The sequence below is a fragment of the Nocardia sp. JCM 38205 genome (genome assembly GCF_058222935.1).
Genome location: NZ_JBYHFL010000003.1, coordinates 621,657 through 641,359 on the forward strand (window position 1 = coordinate 621,657; position 19,703 = coordinate 641,359).

General features: G+C 67.7%; 25 protein-coding genes. 19 read left to right on the forward strand and 6 right to left on the reverse strand.

Going from position 1 to position 19,703, the window contains the following annotated elements; genetic code table 11:
- Positions 1 to 21 precede the first annotated feature (21 nt).
- Positions 22 to 1,245, forward strand: coding sequence for a TetR/AcrR family transcriptional regulator (locus AC4HOU_RS14510; RefSeq protein WP_195006957.1), 1,224 nt, complete (start codon positions 22 to 24; stop codon positions 1,243 to 1,245).
- Between the two features lie 60 nt (positions 1,246 to 1,305).
- Here the strand turns inward: AC4HOU_RS14510 and AC4HOU_RS14515 are convergent, their stop codons facing one another.
- On the reverse strand, positions 1,306 to 2,826 hold the full coding sequence (locus tag AC4HOU_RS14515) for an aldehyde dehydrogenase family protein (RefSeq protein ID WP_175585929.1): 1,521 nt from the start codon (positions 2,824 to 2,826) through the stop codon (positions 1,306 to 1,308).
- 271 nt (positions 2,827 to 3,097) lie between these two features.
- On the opposite strand from AC4HOU_RS14515, the gene AC4HOU_RS14520 reads away from it, so the two are divergent.
- The 3 genes from AC4HOU_RS14520 to AC4HOU_RS14530 are packed head-to-tail and all read left to right on the forward strand — an operon-like array spanning position 3,098 to position 5,762.
- Positions 3,098 to 4,081, forward strand: a complete 984-nt coding sequence (locus AC4HOU_RS14520) for an ATP-binding cassette domain-containing protein (RefSeq protein ID WP_194989427.1) — start codon at positions 3,098 to 3,100, stop codon at positions 4,079 to 4,081.
- Positions 4,078 to 4,893: an ABC transporter permease gene (locus AC4HOU_RS14525; protein ID WP_194989426.1), complete on the forward strand. Its 816-nt coding sequence runs from the start codon at positions 4,078 to 4,080 to the stop codon at positions 4,891 to 4,893. Before AC4HOU_RS14520 ends, AC4HOU_RS14525 begins: the two co-directional genes overlap by 4 nt.
- Positions 4,890 to 5,762: an ABC transporter permease gene (locus AC4HOU_RS14530; RefSeq protein ID WP_163814426.1), complete on the forward strand. Its 873-nt coding sequence runs from the start codon at positions 4,890 to 4,892 to the stop codon at positions 5,760 to 5,762. Before AC4HOU_RS14525 ends, AC4HOU_RS14530 begins: the two co-directional genes overlap by 4 nt.
- A gap of 16 nt (positions 5,763 to 5,778) precedes the next feature.
- On the opposite strand, the gene AC4HOU_RS14535 is transcribed toward AC4HOU_RS14530, so the two are convergent.
- Complete coding sequence (locus tag AC4HOU_RS14535) at positions 5,779 to 6,975, reverse strand: lycopene cyclase family protein (RefSeq protein ID WP_195020617.1); 1,197 nt, start codon at positions 6,973 to 6,975, stop codon at positions 5,779 to 5,781.
- Positions 6,976 to 7,215: 240 nt separating this feature from the next.
- On the opposite strand from AC4HOU_RS14535, the gene AC4HOU_RS14540 reads away from it, so the two are divergent.
- On the forward strand, positions 7,216 to 8,226 hold the full coding sequence (locus tag AC4HOU_RS14540) for an alpha/beta hydrolase (RefSeq protein WP_195020618.1): 1,011 nt from the start codon (positions 7,216 to 7,218) through the stop codon (positions 8,224 to 8,226).
- Between the two features lie 64 nt (positions 8,227 to 8,290).
- Positions 8,291 to 9,181: a lipase family alpha/beta hydrolase gene (locus AC4HOU_RS14545; RefSeq protein ID WP_194989423.1), complete on the forward strand. Its 891-nt coding sequence runs from the start codon at positions 8,291 to 8,293 to the stop codon at positions 9,179 to 9,181.
- Positions 9,182 to 9,211: 30 nt separating this feature from the next.
- Here the strand turns inward: AC4HOU_RS14545 and AC4HOU_RS14550 are convergent, their stop codons facing one another.
- A complete protein-coding gene (locus tag AC4HOU_RS14550; RefSeq protein WP_163814422.1) occupies positions 9,212 to 9,688 on the reverse strand; it encodes a hotdog fold domain-containing protein in 477 nt (158 codons plus the stop codon).
- Positions 9,689 to 10,150: 462 nt separating this feature from the next.
- On the opposite strand from AC4HOU_RS14550, the gene rpsJ reads away from it, so the two are divergent.
- The 13 genes from rpsJ to AC4HOU_RS14615 all read left to right on the forward strand — a co-directional run bounded on the left by rpsJ (position 10,151) and on the right by AC4HOU_RS14615 (position 17,238).
- Complete coding sequence (gene rpsJ, locus AC4HOU_RS14555; protein ID WP_003938093.1) at positions 10,151 to 10,456, forward strand: 30S ribosomal protein S10; 306 nt, start codon at positions 10,151 to 10,153, stop codon at positions 10,454 to 10,456.
- A gap of 14 nt (positions 10,457 to 10,470) precedes the next feature.
- Positions 10,471 to 11,136 (forward strand): 50S ribosomal protein L3, encoded by a 666-nt coding sequence (gene rplC / locus AC4HOU_RS14560; protein WP_036533181.1) that lies wholly within the window; start codon positions 10,471 to 10,473, stop codon positions 11,134 to 11,136.
- Positions 11,133 to 11,813: a 50S ribosomal protein L4 gene (rplD, locus tag AC4HOU_RS14565; protein WP_036533182.1), complete on the forward strand. Its 681-nt coding sequence runs from the start codon at positions 11,133 to 11,135 to the stop codon at positions 11,811 to 11,813. The genes rplC and rplD overlap by 4 nt, the downstream gene beginning before the upstream one ends.
- Positions 11,810 to 12,115 (forward strand): 50S ribosomal protein L23, encoded by a 306-nt coding sequence (gene rplW / locus AC4HOU_RS14570; protein WP_011207266.1) that lies wholly within the window; start codon positions 11,810 to 11,812, stop codon positions 12,113 to 12,115. Before rplD ends, rplW begins: the two co-directional genes overlap by 4 nt.
- A 33-nt stretch (positions 12,116 to 12,148) precedes the next feature.
- Positions 12,149 to 12,985, forward strand: coding sequence for a 50S ribosomal protein L2 (rplB, locus tag AC4HOU_RS14575; protein WP_036533184.1), 837 nt, complete (start codon positions 12,149 to 12,151; stop codon positions 12,983 to 12,985).
- A 14-nt stretch (positions 12,986 to 12,999) separates the two neighbouring features.
- Positions 13,000 to 13,281 carry a 30S ribosomal protein S19 gene (gene rpsS, locus AC4HOU_RS14580; RefSeq protein WP_014349056.1) on the forward strand — a complete coding sequence of 94 codons (282 nt, stop codon included), beginning with the start codon at positions 13,000 to 13,002 and terminating at the stop codon, positions 13,279 to 13,281.
- On the forward strand, positions 13,278 to 13,679 hold the full coding sequence (gene rplV, locus AC4HOU_RS14585) for a 50S ribosomal protein L22 (RefSeq protein WP_036533187.1): 402 nt from the start codon (positions 13,278 to 13,280) through the stop codon (positions 13,677 to 13,679). Before rpsS ends, rplV begins: the two co-directional genes overlap by 4 nt.
- Positions 13,680 to 14,477 (forward strand): 30S ribosomal protein S3, encoded by a 798-nt coding sequence (gene rpsC, locus AC4HOU_RS14590; RefSeq protein ID WP_014349058.1) that lies wholly within the window; start codon positions 13,680 to 13,682, stop codon positions 14,475 to 14,477.
- Between the two features lie 3 nt (positions 14,478 to 14,480).
- Complete coding sequence (gene rplP / locus AC4HOU_RS14595) at positions 14,481 to 14,897, forward strand: 50S ribosomal protein L16 (RefSeq protein WP_014349059.1); 417 nt, start codon at positions 14,481 to 14,483, stop codon at positions 14,895 to 14,897.
- A complete protein-coding gene (gene rpmC / locus AC4HOU_RS14600) occupies positions 14,897 to 15,136 on the forward strand; it encodes a 50S ribosomal protein L29 (RefSeq protein WP_036533190.1) in 240 nt (79 codons plus the stop codon). The genes rplP and rpmC overlap by 1 nt, the downstream gene beginning before the upstream one ends.
- Complete coding sequence (gene rpsQ / locus AC4HOU_RS14605; RefSeq protein WP_163814421.1) at positions 15,133 to 15,405, forward strand: 30S ribosomal protein S17; 273 nt, start codon at positions 15,133 to 15,135, stop codon at positions 15,403 to 15,405. The genes rpmC and rpsQ overlap by 4 nt, the downstream gene beginning before the upstream one ends.
- 155 nt (positions 15,406 to 15,560) lie before the next feature.
- Positions 15,561 to 16,154, forward strand: a complete 594-nt coding sequence (locus AC4HOU_RS14610) for a hypothetical protein (protein ID WP_228805929.1) — start codon at positions 15,561 to 15,563, stop codon at positions 16,152 to 16,154.
- Between the two features lie 94 nt (positions 16,155 to 16,248).
- Complete coding sequence (locus AC4HOU_RS14615; protein ID WP_194989422.1) at positions 16,249 to 17,238, forward strand: LLM class F420-dependent oxidoreductase; 990 nt, start codon at positions 16,249 to 16,251, stop codon at positions 17,236 to 17,238.
- 14 nt (positions 17,239 to 17,252) lie between these two features.
- On the opposite strand, the gene AC4HOU_RS14620 is transcribed toward AC4HOU_RS14615, so the two are convergent.
- From AC4HOU_RS14620 to AC4HOU_RS14630, 3 genes are all read right to left on the reverse strand, one after another.
- On the reverse strand, positions 17,253 to 17,999 hold the full coding sequence (locus tag AC4HOU_RS14620; RefSeq protein ID WP_194989421.1) for a CPBP family intramembrane glutamic endopeptidase: 747 nt from the start codon (positions 17,997 to 17,999) through the stop codon (positions 17,253 to 17,255).
- 161 nt (positions 18,000 to 18,160) lie between these two features.
- On the reverse strand, positions 18,161 to 19,111 hold the full coding sequence (locus tag AC4HOU_RS14625) for an RluA family pseudouridine synthase (protein ID WP_194989420.1): 951 nt from the start codon (positions 19,109 to 19,111) through the stop codon (positions 18,161 to 18,163).
- 28 nt (positions 19,112 to 19,139) lie between these two features.
- On the reverse strand, positions 19,140 to 19,580 hold the full coding sequence (locus AC4HOU_RS14630; RefSeq protein WP_163814417.1) for a TIGR03667 family PPOX class F420-dependent oxidoreductase: 441 nt from the start codon (positions 19,578 to 19,580) through the stop codon (positions 19,140 to 19,142).
- Positions 19,581 to 19,703 lie beyond the last annotated feature (123 nt).

Below are 19,703 nucleotides of genomic sequence, written 5' to 3' on the forward strand. Positions count from 1 at the left end.
CGCCGCAGAATGGAGAGCAACATGGTCGCCGATCGCAGCGAGGTCGACCTCGTGCGCACGCGGCCGGCGGGCGGTCGAACCGTGCGTCGCAGGCCCAAGGATCGCAAGGTCCAGATCATCCGGGCGGCGGCTCGCGCCTTCAGCGAACGCGGGTACTACCCGGTCGGTGTCGACGAGATCGCCGCCGAGGTCGGCATCTCCGGTCCCGCGCTCTATCGCCATTTCGCCAACAAGTACGCCTTGCTGGTCGCCGCCGCGGAAGAAGGCGCGCGGCAGCTGCTCGATGTCGCCGTCGCCGCCGACGATCCAGCGCTCGACCCCGCCGGACGTCTGGACGCGCTGATCCGCGCCGTCGCCGACCACACCATCGATATCCGGCGCGAGGCCGGGCTCTACCGCTGGGAGCGGCGCTACCTGGAGAAGGAGGACCGCACCCGCATCAAGGCGCTCTACGACGGCCTCAACGCCACCTTCGCCGCGCCCATCGCGCAGCTGCGCCCGCAATCCCCGCCCGAGGACGTCGCGCTGCTGGCCGCCGGTGTACTCAGCACCATCGGCAGCATCTCCGCGCACCGCACCGCGCTGTCCACCGCCCGGCTGCTGCCGCTGCTGCGCGAGATGTCCACCGCGATCGTGCGCGCCGAGTTGCCGCCCGCGCCGAGTTCTGCCGATCCGGCGCCGCAGCCGCGCGGGCTTCCGGTCACCTCGAAACGCGAACAACTACTCACCGAGGCCATCCGCATCTTCGGCAGGCAGGGCTATCACGAGGCGAGCATCGAGGAGATCGGTTCGGCCGTCGGCATCAACGCCTCCAGCGTCTACCGCTACTTCAGCAGCAAGTCCGATCTGCTGGCCGCGGCCTTCCACCGCACCGGTGACCGGCTCGCCATCGCCATCAGCGAGGCGCTGGCCGAGGCCACCAGCCGCGCCGACGCCGTCGACCGCATCGCCGACCGCTACGCCAGGCTCAGCTTCGCGATGCCGGAGATCATGCCGGTCTATTACGCCGAGTTCAGCAATCTGCCGCAGGCCGAGCAGCACAAGCTGCGCGCGATCCAGCGCCAGAACGTCCTCGAATGGGCCAATCTGCTCGATGGCGATCCCATCGAGGCCCGCTTCCGGGTGCACGCGGCGATCGGTCAGGTGATCGATGTGGGCAGGCTGGTGCGGTTCGACGCGCGGCCGGAACACATCGCCAGGGTGCACGCGCTGATGATGGCGGCACTGCTGGGCACCGCGAGCTGACGCGGACGGCTCGCGACGGAATCCGGCTCCGACGTCGGCCCGCTCGTCGATCCCGGATACCTAGCGCCCGTGCCGGAGCCGGAATATCGTGCGCGCGATCCGCAGCTGCCGCGAATTGCGTTCGAAGGTGGTGAGTTTCAGTGGCGCCCGGTATTTGGTGCGCGCGATCGCGAGCGTCCTGGTGAACTCCAGCAGGCCGAGTTCGCCGTGGCTGTGGCCTTGCCCGTATTCGCCGACCCCGCCGAACGGCAGCGCCGGAATGCCGGTGCACGCCGTCGCGGAGTTCACCGTCACCACGCCGACCCGCAGCCGCTCGGCGAAGGCCTCGACGCTGGCGACGTCTCTGGTGAACACCGAGACCGACAGCCCGCTGCCCACGGCGTTCACCCGCCGCACCGCCTCGTCCATATCGGCGACCTTGTTCACCACCAGTACCGGACCGATCGCCTCGCCGCTGATGACCAGGCTCTCCTCCGGCACCTCGGCCAGCACGATCGGCTCGACGTACGGCTCACGGATCGAATCGAGCCCGCCGACCACCGCGCGTCCGCCCCTGGCCAGCGCGTCGCGCACCTGCCTGCGGACCACGTCGGTCTGCTCTTCGAGGATCATCGGCCCGTAGCAGGCGTGCCTGGCCGCACCTGGCCGCAGCCGCCTGGCGTGCTCGATCACCAGATCGAGGAAGGGTTCGTACACCGATTCGGCGACATACGCGCGCTGGATACCGGCGGCGTTCTGGCCGGCATTGGCCATGGCGCCGAACACCGCCGCCTCGGCGGCCTCGTCGAGTTTCGCATCGACCTGCACCACCATGGCGCCTTTGCCGCTGTATTCGACCACTACCGGCGTCAGCGTCTGGGCGCACAGCTCGATCACCTTGCGGCCCTCGGCTTCCGGGCCCGCGTAGGCGATCTTGTCCACCCCGGCGCGGCACAGCGCTGCCGTGGTGGTCGCATCGCCGGTGATCGCTTGCAGCACCGGCTGATCGGGGGCCAGCTCGGCCCAGGTCTGGGCCAGCCACACCCCGACGCCGGTGGTGAGTTCGTGCGGTTTGAACACCACCGCGTTCCCCGCGGCCATCGCGTAGGCGATCGAACCCATCGGCGTGAAAACGGGGTTGTGCCAGGCGCCGATCACGCCGATCACCCCGAGCGGCAGGAAACCCACCGAAGCGCGCTGATTGCGAGTGAGCCAGGTGGAATCGATGACGCGGCGGCCGAGGGTGCGCCCGGCATTGCGGGCCGCCCAGTCGAGGTTCTCGATCGCCAGCATCACTTCGATGGCGGCGTCGGCCTCGGGCTTGCCGGTTTCCTCGCGGACGAGGTCGATCAGTTCCCCTGATCGCCTGGCGATGCTGCGTTTCCAGTCCAGCAGCCATCGCTTGCGGGCACCGAAACTCAGGTGCGCCCACCACTTTTCGGCCGCACGTGCCGCGCGAACGGCACGTTTCAGCTCGCTGGAACCCTGGACGGCGTAGGTGCCGACCGTTTCCCCGGTGCGTGGGTCGTAGGACGTAAGCACGCTCGGTCGGCCCGATCCTCCCGAACGCGCCGCCAGATGTGGCTGCGCGGACTCGGCCATGCGTCCAAGACTATGGGCGCGGTGACCGGGCGACAAGGTAGCGCCGCTGCCATACCGCTGCCGAATACCCGCCGTACCTGCGCCTATTCGGAGCCCGGCGGATAGTGTGAGTAAGCGCACAATCGAACGGTTCGGTCGCCGGTGCGCCCGGACCGGCCCGAATGCGAAACCCGGGCCGGTAACATCGCGCCCGGCGGTACGGATCACCATGCGGGACGTCGCTGCGTGCGCTCCGGCGACCCACCCCTGCCCGGCCGATAGTGGAGAGTTGATGCCGAGTTCGAATCATGTCGAGTCGCCCGCGAGCGAGCCCGCCGTCCAGGTCGTGGACGTGCGGAAGTCGTTCGGTGAGGTGCACGCGCTGCAAGGCATCAGTTTCACCGCCGAGAAGGCGAGTGTGCTCGGTGTGCTCGGCCCCAACGGCGCGGGCAAGACCACCACCGTCAAGATCCTGTCCACCCTGCTCCGCCCCGATTCGGGCACCGCGATCGTCGCCGGGCACGATGTGCAGAAGGATCCGGCGGGCGTGCGCCGCTCGATCATGATGACCGGCCAGTACGCCGCGCTGGACGAGAACCTGTCCGGCCGGGAGAACCTGGAGCTGTTCGGCAGGCTCATGGGCCTGAGCAAATCGGCCGCCCGTAAGCGCGCCGACACCCTGCTCGAGGAATTCGACCTGGTCAGTGCGGGCCGTCGCGCGGTGCGCAACTATTCCGGCGGTATGCGCAGGCGCGTGGACATCGCCTGCGGCCTGGTGGTGCGCCCGGAGGTGGTGTTCCTCGACGAGCCGACCACCGGCCTGGATCCGCGCAGCCGCCAGGGCGTGTGGGATCTGGTCAACGCCCTCAAGGCGCAGGGCATCACGGTCCTGCTGACCACGCAGTACCTCGAAGAGGCCGACGTGCTCAGCGACAACATCATCGTCATCGACAAGGGCACCGTCATCGCCGAGGGCACCGCCGACGAACTCAAGGAGAAGACCGGCGGCAGCTACTGCGAGGTCGTCCCGCTGGACCCGTCGGATCTGTCCAAGGCGGCGGCCGCGCTCGGTGATCTGGTGCCGACGGCGGTCTCGGCCGAACTGAACGGCGCCGACCGGCTGTCGATCCCCGCGCCGGAAGGCGCCGCGACCCTGGCCGAGGCCCTGCGCAGGCTGGATTCCGCCGGCGTCGACCTGGCCGATATCGCGCTGCGCCGGCCCTCACTCGACGACGTGTTCCTCTCCATCACCGGCCATTCGGGTGGTCACTCGTGAGTGTTGCCACCACCGAGGCAGGCGGCGCCCAGCTGTTCGCCGAACTGCCCGTCGCCAAGCTGTCCTCGTTCGCCCAGTGGCGCGCGCTGACCGGCCGCATCATCTGGACCATGGCCACCAAGGGTGAGTTGATCGTCGCGATCATCACCCCGCTGGTGTTCACCCTCGGCTTCTATCTGCCGCTGCGGTACGTGATGAAGTTCCAGGGCATCGATTACGCCCAGTTCGTCATGCCGATCATCGTGTTGCAGACGATGGCGTTCACCATGATGTCGAACGCTCAGCTGTCGGCGTTCGAGGCGTTGACCGGGCTCAGCACCCGGTTGCAGACCATGCCCATCGGCACGCTGGTGCCGCTGTCGGCACGGATCAGTGCCGGTGTGGTGCGGTCGGTGTGCTCGTTGACCGCGGCCCTGATCTACGGCCACATCATCGGGTTCCGGTTCGAGGCCGGCTGGGGCCAGGCGATCTTGTTCTGTGTGTTCTCGCTGGCCATCAGCATCGTGCTGTCGCTGGGCGCCGACGCCCTCGGCAGCCTGACCAAGAGCCCGGAATCGCTGAGCCAGGCGCTGACCCTGCCCACGCTGATCTTCGGCATGCTCTCCTGCGGGTTCGTGCCGGAGTCCGGGTTCCCGGAGTGGATCCGGCCGTTCGTGCGCAACCAGCCGATCTCGCAGCTGTCGTTCGCATTGCGCGATATGGCCGCCGACGGCGTGACCTGGCAGGTGCTGTGGGTGCCGCTGGTGTGGTTGATCGGCGCGGCGGTGGTCTTCGCGCCGCTGGCGGTGTGGGCGAGCGTGAGGCGGTCATGAGTTCAGTCGAGACAACCGCGGACACCGAGGTGACCGAGGCGCCGGACACCGGGTGGAACACCCCGCTGCCGACCGTGCGCGCGCGCTCGGAACGCTCGCTCGGTAACTGGTGGACGCACAGCCTGATCCAGACCAAGCGGCTGCTGCTGGTGTGGGCGCGCGATCCAGCGACCACCATCCAGACCATCCTGTACCCGGCGCTGACACTGCTGATGTTCTGGATCGTGCTCGGCGATTCGATCACCAACGCCACCGGCAAACCCAGCGTCTACGGCACCGTCCCGATGATCACCCTGGTGGCCGCCATGGCAGGCGCGGTGGTGAGCGCGCTCGGCTTCAAGACCGAGAAGGCCACCGGACTGCTCGGCCGGTTCTGGACCATGCCGGTGCACCGGGCCGCTGGTCTGACCGGCCGGCTGTTCGCCGAGGCCATCCGGGTCCTGATCACCACGCTGTTCGTGATCGCGGTGGGCTTCTGCATCGGGTTCCGGTTCGATCAGGGGCCGGTAGCGGCGCTGGCGTTGATCGGCATTCCGGTGTTGTTCGGCGTCGGATTCGCCGTGTTCGTCACGGCGCTGGCCACGCTCACCGAGGGCGTCATGCTGGTCAACGTCATCGGCATCATCAATACGCTGCTGATGTTCTTCAACTCCGGCTTCGTCCCGGTCTACGCCTACCCGGTGTGGTTGCAGGACGTGGTGGCCAACCAGCCGATGAGCTGCGCCATCGACGCCATGCGTGGGCTGTCCTACGGCGGTCCGGTGGCCGAACCGATGATCAAGACGCTGCTGTGGACCGTCGGCATCGTCATCGTGTTCGCGTACCCGGCGGTGCGCGGCTACCGGCGTGCCGCCGAGACGGGGGCCTGATCCTGCGGTCGGCTTCTCAGCCGATGCGCGGGGTTTCGGGGCTGGGCGCGGGCTCGTACTCGTAGCCCACCCAGCGATTGCGGTTGGTCCAGCCGACCAGGTCGTAGCGCCAGCGGAAGGGCCAGGTGTGGGCGACGGTATTGACCAGCACGGCGCCGAGCGCGGTGTAATCGTCGTGCGCTGACAGCAGCGCCCGCTGCCCACGCGGTGAGGCGGTGAAGAACGCCTCGAACATGGCGATGGACTGCTCGGTCGTCAGCCGGCCCAAGCCCCACAGCCCGCGCATCCGCATCCAATAGACCAGCCGCGCCCGCGGCGACCACAGCGCGGCAACCGGATCGCGGCCCTGCTGGATCGCCGCGACCGCGGTATCCACCAGCGCCAGCGAATCGGCGACGCTGTAGCCGGTGCACGGGTGCATCATCCCGCCGCGCGAACCGAACGGAATCACCCGGCCGGTGCCCTTCTTCGGCGGCGGCTGATCCAGCGGATAGTGCGCCGCCTCGGTCGGCTCGCTGCCGGTGAGCCGGATACCGTGCGCGGCGAGCCGGTTGAGGGTGCGTTTGCGTAGTTCGTGCTGCGGCATGCCACCGCGCAGCCCGAGGCTGGTCTCCTCGAAGATCACCGTGCCGTCACCGAGCGGGACCGAGTACAGGAACGAGGGCGGCTCGTCGTTGCTCGCGCCGTTCTCCGGCCGCCAGTCCAGCAGCAGTCCCTCGCCGTCGGTCACCATCGGCGCCGCGGTCTCGGCGTCGACGAAGATGCCGTGCGCGCTGGCGGCGCGACGCGAGCCGAGGGTGGGCAGGCCCCTGGTATCGACGACGACGTCGGCGGAGATGAGCGATCCGTCGGCCAGTTCCACCACATGCGGTTCCACCCGTACGGCACGCCCGGCGCGCACGCGCGCCGGATCCAGCGGCAGCGCCTCGCGCAGGCCCGGCTTGGACAGCACGCAGTACGGCCGTGGGATGCGGTGTTCGGTCCTGGCCCAGACGGTGGGTGCCTCGATCCGGGTCGCGATGGCGCTCTGCGGTAGCCATTCGGGCAGCTCGTCCACCCAGCAGGAGTAGGTGGGCGGCCACAGCCGGTCGGGGCGAGGGTCGATCGCGGCGACGGACAAGCCGGCGGCTTCGGCGCGGTGTGCCAGCGCCCGGCCGGTCGGGCCGAGGCCGACGACGCACACGTCGACATTGTGAACCGCGCTGACTGCCATAGAGGCATTCAAACCGCACCCGAGGCGCCGACGCAACCATCGCGCGCGTGTGCCGCGATATATCGGCGGGCAAAGTGCCGGTGTTACAGAGAAATTCGAATCGGTCCGAATTCCGCTGCCACGGCCCCGGCGGCTGCCCCCATTTCTGGTGTCCCCGCAATTCCAGTCGTGAAAGTTGTTGTGCCGCAACATAGCGTTGCTTTCGGAGCACCGAGGTGTTCCACATGCAGAAGGGACATCATGAGAGGCCGATACCTCCGCCAGCTCGGGCTGCTGGCCGCCGCCGTCACCGCGACCGCGATCCTTCCCGTCTCGGCGTCCGCCGAGCCGACGGAATCCCGCGCGGCATCGTCGATTGTTTCGGTAGCCGAGCGCGACGCCCGCAATGTCACCCTCACCGTGCATTCGGCGGCGATGGATCTCGATATTCCGGTCGAGGTGATGAAGGCGGCCGATACCGGCGCGCCGCGGCCGGTGCTGTATCTGCTGCTCGGCGCGGGCGGCGGCGTGGACGGCGCCAATTGGGGGACCAAGACCGATGTGCTCGACTTCCTCGCCGACAAGAACGTGCACGCGGTCTCGCCGATCGGCGGCATGTTCAGCTACTACGCCGACTGGCGCACCGATGATCCGCGGCTGGGCAAGCAGAAGTGGAAGACCTTCCTCACCAGCGAGCTGCCGCCGCTGATCGACGAATACCTCGGCAGCAACGGGCGCAACGGCATCGCGGGCTTCTCCATGTCCGGTACCAGCAGTCTGGCGCTCGCGGCAACCACCGGCGATCTGTACGACGCGGCGGCCGCCTACAGCGGATGCGCGCAGATCAGCGATCCGGCCGGGCAGGAGTTCGTGCGGCTCACCATCGAAGAGTGGGGCCTGGCCGACAAGGACAACATGTACGGCCCGCCGAGCGATCCGGCCTGGGCCGCCAACGACCCCTATGTCCAGGCCGAGGGCCTGCGCGGAAAAGCGCTCTACATTTCCAGCGGAAGCGGCCTGCCGGGTATGTACGACCAATACGGCGGCAAGTATTCATTGGAAGGCCCATGGCTTTTCGCGAATCAAATCGTGCTCGGCGGCATCATCGAGGCCGCGACGAATTACTGCTCGCACAATATGCAGGACCGGCTGAATGATCTCGGAATTCCGGCCACCTACAACTTCCGGCCCGATGGCACCCATTCCTGGGGCTACTGGCAGGACGCGCTGAAGGATTCCTGGCCGACGCTGGCTCCGGCCCTGGGGATATGACATGCGCATCGGAAAATCGACCCTCGGTCCGCTGGCCCGAGGGGCAGCCCGCCTCGCTGTCGTAGTGACGACCGTCGCATTCGCGGCGATCACTCTCGCCCCCTCCGGGACGGCCCAGGTCTTTCTTCCGCCGCTGGCCGGCGCCAACGATTCCGGGTGTGTGCTCGCGCCGAATCGGGAGCCGGTGCTGCTGGTGCACGGCTCCGGTACCGACATCACCCGCAGCTTCGGTGTGCTCGCGCCCGCGCTGCGCGGCGAAGGGCACTGTGTGTTCGCGGCGAATCTGGGTCAGGGCCCCGCTCTGGTCGATGCGGTCAGCGGGCACGCGGGCTCCTCGGTCGGCGTCGGCCCAGTGGGTGCGGCGCTGTCCGGTCGCCCGGTATGGGGAGTGGCCTCGATCGAGAACATGGCCGATGAGCTCGCCGATGTGGTGCGCACCGTGCGCGAACGCACCGGCGCCCCGCGCCTCGCCCTGGTGGGCCATTCCACCGGTGGCACGGTGATCCGGCAGTACCTGCGCGAACGCGGCGGTGCCGATATCGCGACCGTGGTCACGCTCGGCACTCCGTACCGGGGCACCACCTGGGACGGCCTGCGCGAGATGTATCCGGATCTCGCCTCGCTCGGGCTGGCCGACGGGCAGATCGCCACCCAGGTCTTCGGCACCCCTGGTGCGCAGCAGGCGGCGGGCTCACCCCTGCTGCACCGGCTCAACGCCGGCGGCGAGACCCTGCCAGGCATCCGCTACACCGCGATCGCGTCCCGCGCCGACACCGTGATCACTCCCACCGACACCGCACTGCTCGCCCAGCCCGACGCCGACGACCGCAATATCTGGTTGCAGGACGGCTGCCCGTCCGACAAGGCCGATCACAGCGCCATGCTCGCCGACGCCCGCGCGATCACCGCCGTCGCCAATGCGCTCGACGGCCGCGACCGCCCGCTGCCCTGCTGAGCAGCGGCCGGCCCGGCCGCCGGGCCTGTCCTACTTCGGGGTGACCCAGGTGGTGATGTCGGCGTGCACGACCTCGAGGCCGTGCTTGTCATAGATCGACACCGGCACCATCACCTCGGTTCCTTCGACGATCGAGTCGAAATCGGGGATCTCGGGCAGCTTGGCCACCGCGCGCAACCCGGTCTCCGCCTTGGCCAGGTACTGCACGTTCATCGCCTTGGGAATCCACCGGTGGGTGGTCGGCACGGTGGCCTCGCTGAGCATGCCCATGGCGACTTCGGCCAGATTGCACGCCGCGATGGCGTGGAAGGTGCCGAGGTGGTTGTGGATGCCGAACCATTTCGGCGAGGTGACCTCGCACAATCCCGGCTCCAGCCGCACGACGTTCGGTAGCACGGTGCCGAAGAAGGGCACCCGCGCCACCATGCCGAGCGAGAACAGGGTGTGGCCCAGGCGATTGTCCGGCAACTTCTTCCAGCCGCGATAGGTCACGGTCTCTGTGGTCATGCGGCTATCTTACTCTGCGGTAAGATAGCTCGGTAGTAGGCTGCGACGATGCACGTCAGGCCGGTTTTCTCGGGCGCGGCGACCCCGATTTGATCGGGCCGGGGGGTTCGGGCATACTGTTCGGGTTGCCTTGCACCGGCCCGTGCCCGTTTCCCTGAAGCGGTTGGTCGGGTGGGGCAGGCAGTACCAATCGTGTACCTCACCGTTTTCGGTGTGGGTACGTCCGGGACAGTGTTCCGAGCCTGACATGGAGTGATTTCCGGGGCCGAGGAATGAGCGGGCGGGCGACACGCCCGACCGCGTGGACCGGAGAACCATGACAGATGAACAGCGGCGAAGACTGGGTGCGTCCCGGTCGTGGTCTCCCTGAGACGTCTTCGTGTGTTCGGACTGTGCCAATGAGGGTGGTACGGAAGCCCAGCTTCCGGATCACGAACGAAAGCGGAGAAAAGGACACTTAGCGTGGCGGGACAGAAGATCCGCATCAGGCTCAAGGCCTATGACCACGAGGCGATCGACGCGTCTGCGCGCAAGATCGTCGAGACGGTGACCCGCACTGGGGCCCGGGTCGTCGGGCCGGTGCCGTTGCCGACCGAGAAGAACGTGTACTGCGTCATCCGTTCGCCGCACAAGTACAAGGACTCGCGCGAGCACTTCGAGATGCGTACGCACAAGCGGCTGATCGACATCCTCGACCCGACGCCGAAGACGGTCGACGCGCTCATGCGTATCGACCTGCCGGCCAGCGTCGACGTCAACATTCAGTGACGGGGACTCGAGACATGACTGATAACAAGAACAGGCCAGCGGCCGGCATCCTGGGCACCAAGCTCGGCATGACCCAGGTGTTCGACGAGAAGAACCGCGTCGTCCCGGTGACCGTCATCAAGGCCGGACCGAACGTCGTCACCCAGATCCGCACCGAAGAGCGCGACGGCTACAGCGCCGTGCAGCTCGCCTTCGGCGCGATCGACCCGCGCAAGGTGAACAAGCCGGTCTCCGGCCAGTTCGCCAAGGCAGGCGTCACCCCGCGTCGGCACATCGCGGAGATCCGCGTCGCCGACGCCTCCTCCTTCGAGGTCGGCCAGGAGCTTTCCGCCGATGTCTTCGAAGAGGGCACCTACGTCGACGTCACCGGCACCAGCAAGGGCAAGGGCTTCGCCGGCACCATGAAGCGCCACGGCTTCCGTGGCCAGGGTGCCTCCCACGGTGCGCAGGCCGTGCACCGTCGCCCGGGTTCCATCGGTGGCTGCGCCACCCCCGGCCGCGTGTTCAAGGGCATGCGCATGTCGGGCCGCATGGGTAACGACCGCGTCACCACGCAGAACCTCTCGGTTCACAAGGTCGACGCCGAGAACGGCCTGCTGCTGATCAAGGGTGCGATCCCGGGTCGCAAGGGCGGCGTCGTGATCGTCAAGAGCGCCGTGAAGGGTGGTGCGCACGCATGAGCGCTGTGAGCACTGAGAAGAAGACCAACCTGACCCTGCCGGTCAAGGAACTGGGTGGCAAGACCAACGGCACCGTCGAACTCCCCGCGGAGATCTTCGACACCACCGCCAACATCGCGCTGATGCACCAGGTGGTCGTTGCCCAGCTCGCCGCCGCGCGTCAGGGCACGCACTCCACCAAGACCCGCGGTGAAGTCCGCGGTGGTGGCAAGAAGCCGTACCGGCAGAAGGGCACCGGCCGCGCCCGTCAGGGCTCGACCCGCGCGCCGCAGTTCGCCGGTGGCGGCACCGTGCACGGCCCGAAGCCGCGCGACTACAGCCAGCGGACCCCGAAGAAGATGATCCGCGCCGCGCTGCGCGGAGCGCTGTCGGACCGCGCGCGCAACGAGCGGATCCACGTGATCAGCGAACTGGTCGCGGGCCAGACCCCGTCGACCAAGACCGCGAAGACCTTCCTGTCCGAGCTGTCGGACCGGAAGAAGTTCCTGGTCGTGCTCGGTCGTGAGGACATCGCGGCCTGGAAGAGCGTGCAGAACCTCGAGTTCGTGCACCCGATCGCGCCGGATCAGCTCAACACCTACGACGTGCTGGAAAGCGACGAAGTCGTGTTCAGCGTCGAGGCCCTGAACGCCTTCGTGCACGGGCCGGCTGAGGCGGCACAGGAGGAGAGCAAGTGACCACCATCGCCGACCCCCGCGACATCCTGCTTGCGCCGGTCATCTCGGAGAAGTCCTACGGGCTGATCGAGGAAGGTACCTACACCTTCCTTGTGCACCCGGACTCGAACAAGACGCAGATCAAGATCGCCGTCGAGAAGGTCTTCGGCGTCAAGGTCACCAGCGTCAACACCGCCAACCGTCAGGGCAAGCGCAAGCGGACCCGCTTCGGTTACGGCAAGCGCAAGAACACCAAGCGCGCGCTCGTGACCATCTCGGCCGACAGCAAGCCCATCGAGATCTTCGGAGGCCCGGTCGCGTAAGCGCCTGGGAATCCAGAAAGCAGAGAAGAACTCATGGCAATCCGTAAGTACAAGCCGACAACCCCGGGCCGCCGCGGGTCGTCTGTCTCGGACTTCGCCGAGATCACCCGGTCGACCCCCGAGAAGTCGCTGATCCGTCCGCTCACCAAGAGCGGCGGTCGTAACGCCCACGGTCGCATCACCACCCGCCACCGCGGTGGCGGTCACAAGCGGGCCTACCGTCTGATCGACTTCCGTCGCCTGGACAAGGACGGCATCCCGGCCAAGGTCGCGCACATCGAGTACGACCCCAACCGGACCGCGAACATCGCGCTGCTGCACTACCGCGACGGCGAGAAGCGCTACATCATCGCCCCCAAGGGCGTGACGCAGGGCACCCCGATCGAGTCCGGCCCCACCGCCGACATCAAGCCGGGTAACAACCTGCCGCTGCGCAACATCCCCACCGGTACCACCATCCACGCGGTGGAGCTGCGTCCCGGCGGCGGTGCCAAGCTGGCCCGTTCGGCCGGTATGAGCATCCAGCTGCTGGGTAAGGAAGGCCCCTACGCCACGCTGCGTATGCCCTCCGGTGAGATCCGCCGCGTCGACGTGCGCTGCCGCGCCACCGTCGGCGAGGTCGGCAACGCCGAGCAGTCGAACATCAACTGGGGCAAGGCCGGCCGTATGCGCTGGAAGGGACGCCGTCCCACGGTCCGTGGTGTCGTCATGAACCCGGTCGACCACCCGCACGGTGGTGGTGAGGGCAAGACCTCCGGTGGTCGCCACCCGGTCTCGCCGTGGGGTCAGCCGGAAGGCCGCACCCGCAAGCCCAACCGTCCGAGCGACAAGCTCATCGTCCGCCGCCGCAAGACCGGCAAGAAGCGCTAAGGAGGAGGTAAGAAATGCCACGCAGCCTGAAGAAGGGCCCGTTCGTCGACGACCACCTCCAAGCGAAGGTGGACGTGCAGAACGACAAGGGCACCAAGCAGGTCATCAAGACCTGGTCGCGTCGTTCGACCATCACCCCCGATTTCATCGGCCACACCTTCGCCGTCCACGACGGCCGCAAGCACGTGCCGGTGTTCGTCTCGGAGAACATGGTCGGGCACAAGCTCGGTGAGTTCGCGCCGACCAGGACGTTCAAGAGCCACGTCAAGGAAGACCGGAAGAGCAAGCGGCGATGACGACCACTGAGACTCAGAACCCCACTGCCCGGGCGACCGCCAAGCACGTGCGCGTCACCCCGATGAAGGCTCGCCGCGTCGTGGACCTGGTCCGCGGCAAGCGGGTCGAAGACGCTCTGGCGATCCTGAAGTTCGCGCCGCAGGCCGCGAGCGAGCCGGTTGCCAAGGTCGTGGCGAGCGCCGCGGCGAACGCCGAGAACAACCTCGGCCTCAACCCCGACACGCTGGTGATCTCGACGGCCTACGTCGACGAGGGCGCCACCATGAAGCGTTTCCAGCCGCGGGCCCAGGGCCGCGCGTTCCGGATCCGCAAGCGCACCAGCCACATCACCATCGAGGTCGAGAGCGTGCCCACTGCCGGCGCCACTCGTAGCCGCCGGAAGGGAGGGGCAAAGTAAATGGGACAGAAGATCAATCCCCATGGCTTCCGCCTCGGTATCACCACCGATTGGAAGTCCCGTTGGTACGCCGACAAGCAGTACGCGGATTACGTCAAGGAAGACGTCGCGATCCGCAAGCTGCTGTCCACCGGCATGGAACGGGCGGGCATCTCGAAGGTGGAGATCGAGCGCACCCGTGACCGGGTTCGCGTCGACATCCACACCGCGCGTCCCGGCATCGTCATCGGACGCCGCGGCGCCGAGGCCGATCGCATCCGCGCCGAGCTGGAGAAGCTCACCGGCAAGCAGGTTCAGCTGAACATCCTCGAGGTCAAGAACCCCGAGTCCGATGCCCAGCTGGTTGCCCAGGGTGTGGCCGAGCAGCTGTCCAACCGTGTGGCGTTCCGTCGCGCGATGCGCAAGGCCATCCAGTCGGCCATGCGTTCGCCGAACGTCAAGGGCATCCGCGTGCAGTGCTCGGGCCGCCTCGGTGGCGCCGAGATGTCGCGCTCGGAGTTCTACCGCGAGGGTCGGGTGCCGCTGCACACGCTGCGTGCCGACATCGACTACGGCCTCTACGAGGCCAAGACCACCTTCGGTCGTATCGGTGTGAAGGTCTGGATCTACAAGGGCGACATCGTCGGTGGCAAGCGTGAGCTGGCCGCCCCGAGCGCTCCGGCCGGCGATCGCCCGCGCCGCGAGCGTCCGAGCCGTCCGCGTCGTTCCGGTTCCGCTGGCACCACCGCGACCAGCACCGAGGCCGGCCGCGCCGCCACCGCCGTGGCGGAGGCACCGGCAGAGACACAGGAGGGCTGACGCATGCTGATGCCTCGCAAGGTCAAGCACCGCAAGCAGCATCACCCGAGCCGGTCCGGTATGGCCAAGGGCGGCACCTCGGTGGCGTTCGGTGAGTTCGGTATCCAGGCGCTCGAGCCTGCGTACGTCACCAACCGGCAGATCGAGTCGGCGCGTATCGCGATGACCCGCCACATCAAGCGTGGCGGCAAGATCTGGATCAACATCTACCCGGATCGCCCGCTCACCAAGAAGCCTGCCGAAACCCGCATGGGTTCCGGTAAGGGTTCGCCGGAGTGGTGGGTCGCGAACGTCAAGCCCGGCCGCGTGATGTTCGAAATGTCTTACCCCAACGAGGAGATCGCTCGTGAGGCCCTGCGCCGCGCGATGCACAAGCTCCCCATGAAGTGCAGGATCGTGACCAGGGAGGAGCAGTTCTGATGGCTACCGGAACACCGGCCGCAGAGCTCCGTGAGCTCACCGAAGAGGAGCTCGTCGCCCGCCTGCGTGAGTCGAAGGAAGAGCTGTTCAACCTGCGCTTCCAGATGGCGACGGGACAGTTGGACAACAACCGTCGTCTGCGTGTGGTGCGTCACGAGATCGCGCGTATCTACACGGTCATGCGCGAGCGCGAGCTCGGTCTGGCCACCGGACCCGCTGGTAAGGGAGATGCGGCATGAGCGACAAAGTGGAAGTCCAGCGCAACAGCCGCAAGGTTCGTACCGGCTACGTTGTCTCGGACAAGATGAACAAGACGATCGTCGTCGAGTTGGAAGACCGTAACCGGCACCCGCTCTACGGCAAGATCATTCGCACCACCTCCAAGGTGAAGGCGCACGACGAGAACGAGATCGCCGGCATCGGCGACCGCGTTCAGCTGATGGAGACCCGTCCGCTGTCGGCCACCAAGCGCTGGCGTCTGGTCGAGGTCCTGGAGAAGGCCAAGTAAGGCTCTTCTCCTCGGCTCGAAGTCTCGAAGGCCCGCTTCCGTCACAGGAAGCGGGCCTTCGTCGTTTCCGGCGGCGAATGTGATGAAGCCGAAACATGATTCGGCGGTCGCCGGTTTGGCGTGTCGCCGGTATCGGGGGCTAACGTGAACGGGCTATGAGGGATGCTGCGACGACGACATCGGGAGCCTGGCGGATCGACGACGGCACGGGGGTGATGTTCCGGGACGCAACCGTGGCGTGGGCTCTGGCCGCGCACGAGGTGCTCGCCGAAACGGCCACCGGCTATGGGCATTTCGTGACGGTCAAGGAATTGGCCGAGCGGGTGCAGACCATGGCGGGGGTGCGCACGAACGCGCCGACCCGCACCTGGATCGACGCGATCCTGCGCAAGGTCGCGCGGCGCTGCCACACCGCGGGTGAGCCGCCGCTGACCGCGCTGTGCGTCAAGCAGAACCTCAAGGTCAGCGATAGCTACAAGTACGTGCTCGAGCTCGCCGACCTCCCCATCCCCGCCGATATCGAATCGCACGCCGCCTACGCCCGCTGGGCCTGCTACGCCGCCTACGGCGCGGATGTGCCTGCCGACGGCGGTATTCCGCCGCTCGTCCCGCGCGGCGGAACGGCTCGGCGCAGCGGCAGCAGCAGCACCCGCACCGCCGCCGCGAAGCCCGATCCGGACAGCCGCACCGTGGTGTGTTCGAGCTGCTTCATCCAGCTGCCGGCCACCGGTATCTGCGAACACTGCTGAATCCGCCGTCCTCGGGCAGGATGGAACGCGGTCGCCACCGGCGGCCGCGTTCGCGTTTCGCGCGTGCGTTCCCACGACACGGACGGGTGTGATCATGCGATTCGGAATGTTCGTTCCGCAGGGGTGGCGGCTGGATCTGGTCGGGATCGAACCGCAACGCCAGTGGCCGCTCATCCGCGAGTTCGCCCAGCGGGCCGACGCGGGCACGGAATGGGAATCGCTGTGGGTGTACGACCATTTCCATACCGTGCCGGTGCCCACCGACGAGGCCACCCACGAGGCGTGGTCGCTGGTCTCGGCGCTCGGCGCGGTGACCGACCGGATCCGGCTCGGGCAGATGTGCACCGCGATGAGCTACCGCAATCCGGCCTACCTGGCCAAGGTGGCCGCGACCGCGGACGTGATCTCCGGTGGCCGGATCGAGATGGGCATCGGCGGCGGCTGGTACGAGCACGAATGGCGCGCCTACGGGTACGGGTTCCCGTCGGCGGGGGAGCGGCTGGGCCGGTTGCGCGAGGGCGTGCAGATCTTCCGGCAGGCATGGACCAAGGGACGGGCCACGCTGGACGGCAAGTACTACCGAGTCGACGACGCCATCGTCGCCCCGCGCCCGCTCCAGGAGGGCGGCATCCCGATCTGGATCGCGGGTGGCGGCGAGAAGGTCACCCTCGCGATCGCCGCGCGGTATGCGGATTACACCAATTTCGACGGGACGCCGGCAGGTTTCGCGCACAAATCCGAGGTGCTGCGCAAGCACTGCGCGGAAGCGGGAACCGATTTCGAGGCCATCACCCGCACCGCCGACTTCAACATCGCCATCGGCCGTACCGAAGCCGAGGTGCAGCAGCGGCTGGACAAGCTCCGCGACCACCTGGCCCGGTTCGCCACGCCCGAGCAGGTGCAGGCCTCGCTGAGCCCTTTCGTCGGCATGCCGGGAGTCGGCACCGTCGAGCAGGTGATCGCCAACCTGTCCGAACTGCGTGATCTCGGCATGGAATACGCGATCTGCTATTTCCCCGAGGCCGCCTACGACCTGTCCGGGATCGAGCTGTTCGAGCGCGAGGTGATTCCGGCGCTGCGCTGAGGCGTTGGACTCGGCTAGGCGATGGTGGTCTGCCAGACGATCGCCGCGGCGAGCGCGCCCGCGCCGTTGACCGACCAGTGCAGCGCGATGGGCGCGAGCAGGCTGCCGCTGCGGTGGCGCAACCAGGTGAACACCACACCGGCCACCGCGGTGGCCGCCACCGCCAGCGCGATGCCCGCGATCTGGCCGGCCGCCCCGCCGCCGACGATCTCGGACAAGCCGCGGTTACCCGAGGTGAGGCCGAGTGAGGAGGCGATATGCCACAGGCCGAACAGCAGCGAGCCGCCCGCGAACACCCCGCGGGCACCGTAGACGCGCCCGAGCGTGCCGTGCAGAACGCCCCGGAAGGCCAGCTCCTCGGGGATCACCGTCTGTAGCGGGATGATGATCATCGACGCGATGAGCGCGCCGGAGATGGTGGCGTAGCGGTCGGCCATGAAGAACGGCCGGGTGATGGGCAGCGCCGCACCGATGGCGACCACCGTCAGCACCACGCCGACGGCGGCCAGCGCGTAGAGCGCGCCGGTCTTCCAGTGCCGTCGCGACAGGCCGAGCTCGGACCAGCCGAGGCCACGCCTGCGCATCATGGTGAGCAGCACGACGGCCGCCACCGGAACAGTGACGATATTGGCCCAGGCCGTGGTGAAATGCGCGATCAGGTTGGTACCGGCGAGCACTGCGACCACGACGGCCACGTCGAGGTAGGCGTGGATCTTGTGGCGGCGGACCGGTGCCGCGGAATCGAGGTCGGTGGTGAGCATCGCCGATAGTGTACGGAGCGATCCTGAGCGTTCCCTTGGGCGGTGATACGGCCGGCACATGACGCTCCGACGCCGTGAGCAGGCCGGTGAGGTGCGGATTTATCGCTTCCGGTGGCGCATCTGCGCTGATCGGACCAGGTCGGGGTGAGACATATGTCGCACTATGGGCGTGAACTGTCGTCTGTCGCGGCCCACCCCTCGGGATCGGTCCATGCCTGCAGGGTGCGACGGGTCTCGAAACGCCGCGGTGCGCCGCTGATCGGATCGGTGAACTCGATGGCCGAGGCCAGCAATTGCAGTGGGCGAGTGAAATCGTGCACCGGTTTGTCGGTGATCACCGGATAGAAATCGTCGCCGAGGATCGGGATGCCGAGCGAGTTCAGGTGCAGCCGCAGCTGGTGGGTGCGGCCGGTGTGTGGATACAGCCGGTAGCGGCCGAGTCCGTCCCGGTGTTCCAGCAATTCGACCCTGGTCTCGGCATTGGGTTCGCCCGGTACCTCCTGCGCGGCGAGCACCTGCTTTTCCTTGATGATCCGGCTGCGCACGATGCGCGGCAGCTCGAGGGCCGGATCGTAGGGCGCGATGGCCTCGTACTCCTTGCGGACGGTGCGCTTGTGGAACATCGTCTGATAGGCGCCGCGCCGGGCGGGATCGATCACGAACAGCACCAGCCCCGCCGTCGCCCGGTCCAGCCGGTGGGCCGGGATCAGGTCGGGTAGATCCAGCTCGCGACGCAACCGGACCAGCGCGGTCTGCAGGATGTGCTGACCACGCGGAATGGTGGCGAGGAAGTGCGGCTTGTCCACCACGAGCACGTGCTCGTCGCGGTGCACGATGGGGATGTCGAAGGGGACCTCGGTTTCGGCGGGCAGGTCCCGGTGGAACCACACCGCACCGCCGGGCACGTACGGCGCGTCGGGGGCGATCGGGCCGTCCAGGTCGACGATGCCGCCCTCGCGCAGCAGCTCATCGATGCGGGCAGCGGGCACCCTCGGCAGACGATGTACCAGATGGTCGCGGATCGTCGCCCACTCGCCGTCCTCCGGCAGCCGCAGCCGAGCCGGATCCAAGCCGTACCGCTTCGGCAGCGGCGGCTGCTGCCTTCTTCTCATCGGTACCGACAGTAGTGGACGAGCCTGGTCAGAAGCCGCGGAGCCGGTCGGGGGTGATGCGGACCGGTACCGAATACTCCTCGAAGAACTGCTCGCGCGTCATCGAGATGCTCGCCAGACCCTCGGTGTATTTCGTTACGTAGGCCTCGATCTCTTCGGGGCCGGGTGTGGCGTCGGCGATGCGCGCGGTCCCGGTGAAGACCGCCACGTCACCGCCGGTTTCGGTGCTGTTGAGGTTGAGCGAGACCCGTGGGTTGCGCGCGATATTGCGCAGCTTCGGCCGGTCGGGCTGGCTGAAGAGCAGGAATTCGCCGTCGCGCCACAGGAACCACACCGGGTTCGGCTGCGGGGTGCCGCTCGGGCCGACCGTCGTCAGCCAGACCACCTGTTCGCCGGCCAGGCGCTCGGTCACCTTCTTGCCGAATTCCGTTGTGGGGTCGATGAGTTGCGCGGGGTCAGCAGTGGCCATGGTGATCTCCTCCGGCGTTGCGGGCGATTTGTCGAGCGACAACGCGGTGACCGCCGACACCATTCCCTACCACCGCCGGGGCCGCTCCGCAGGCGGAAAACCGCATCTGTGGACAACCGGAGA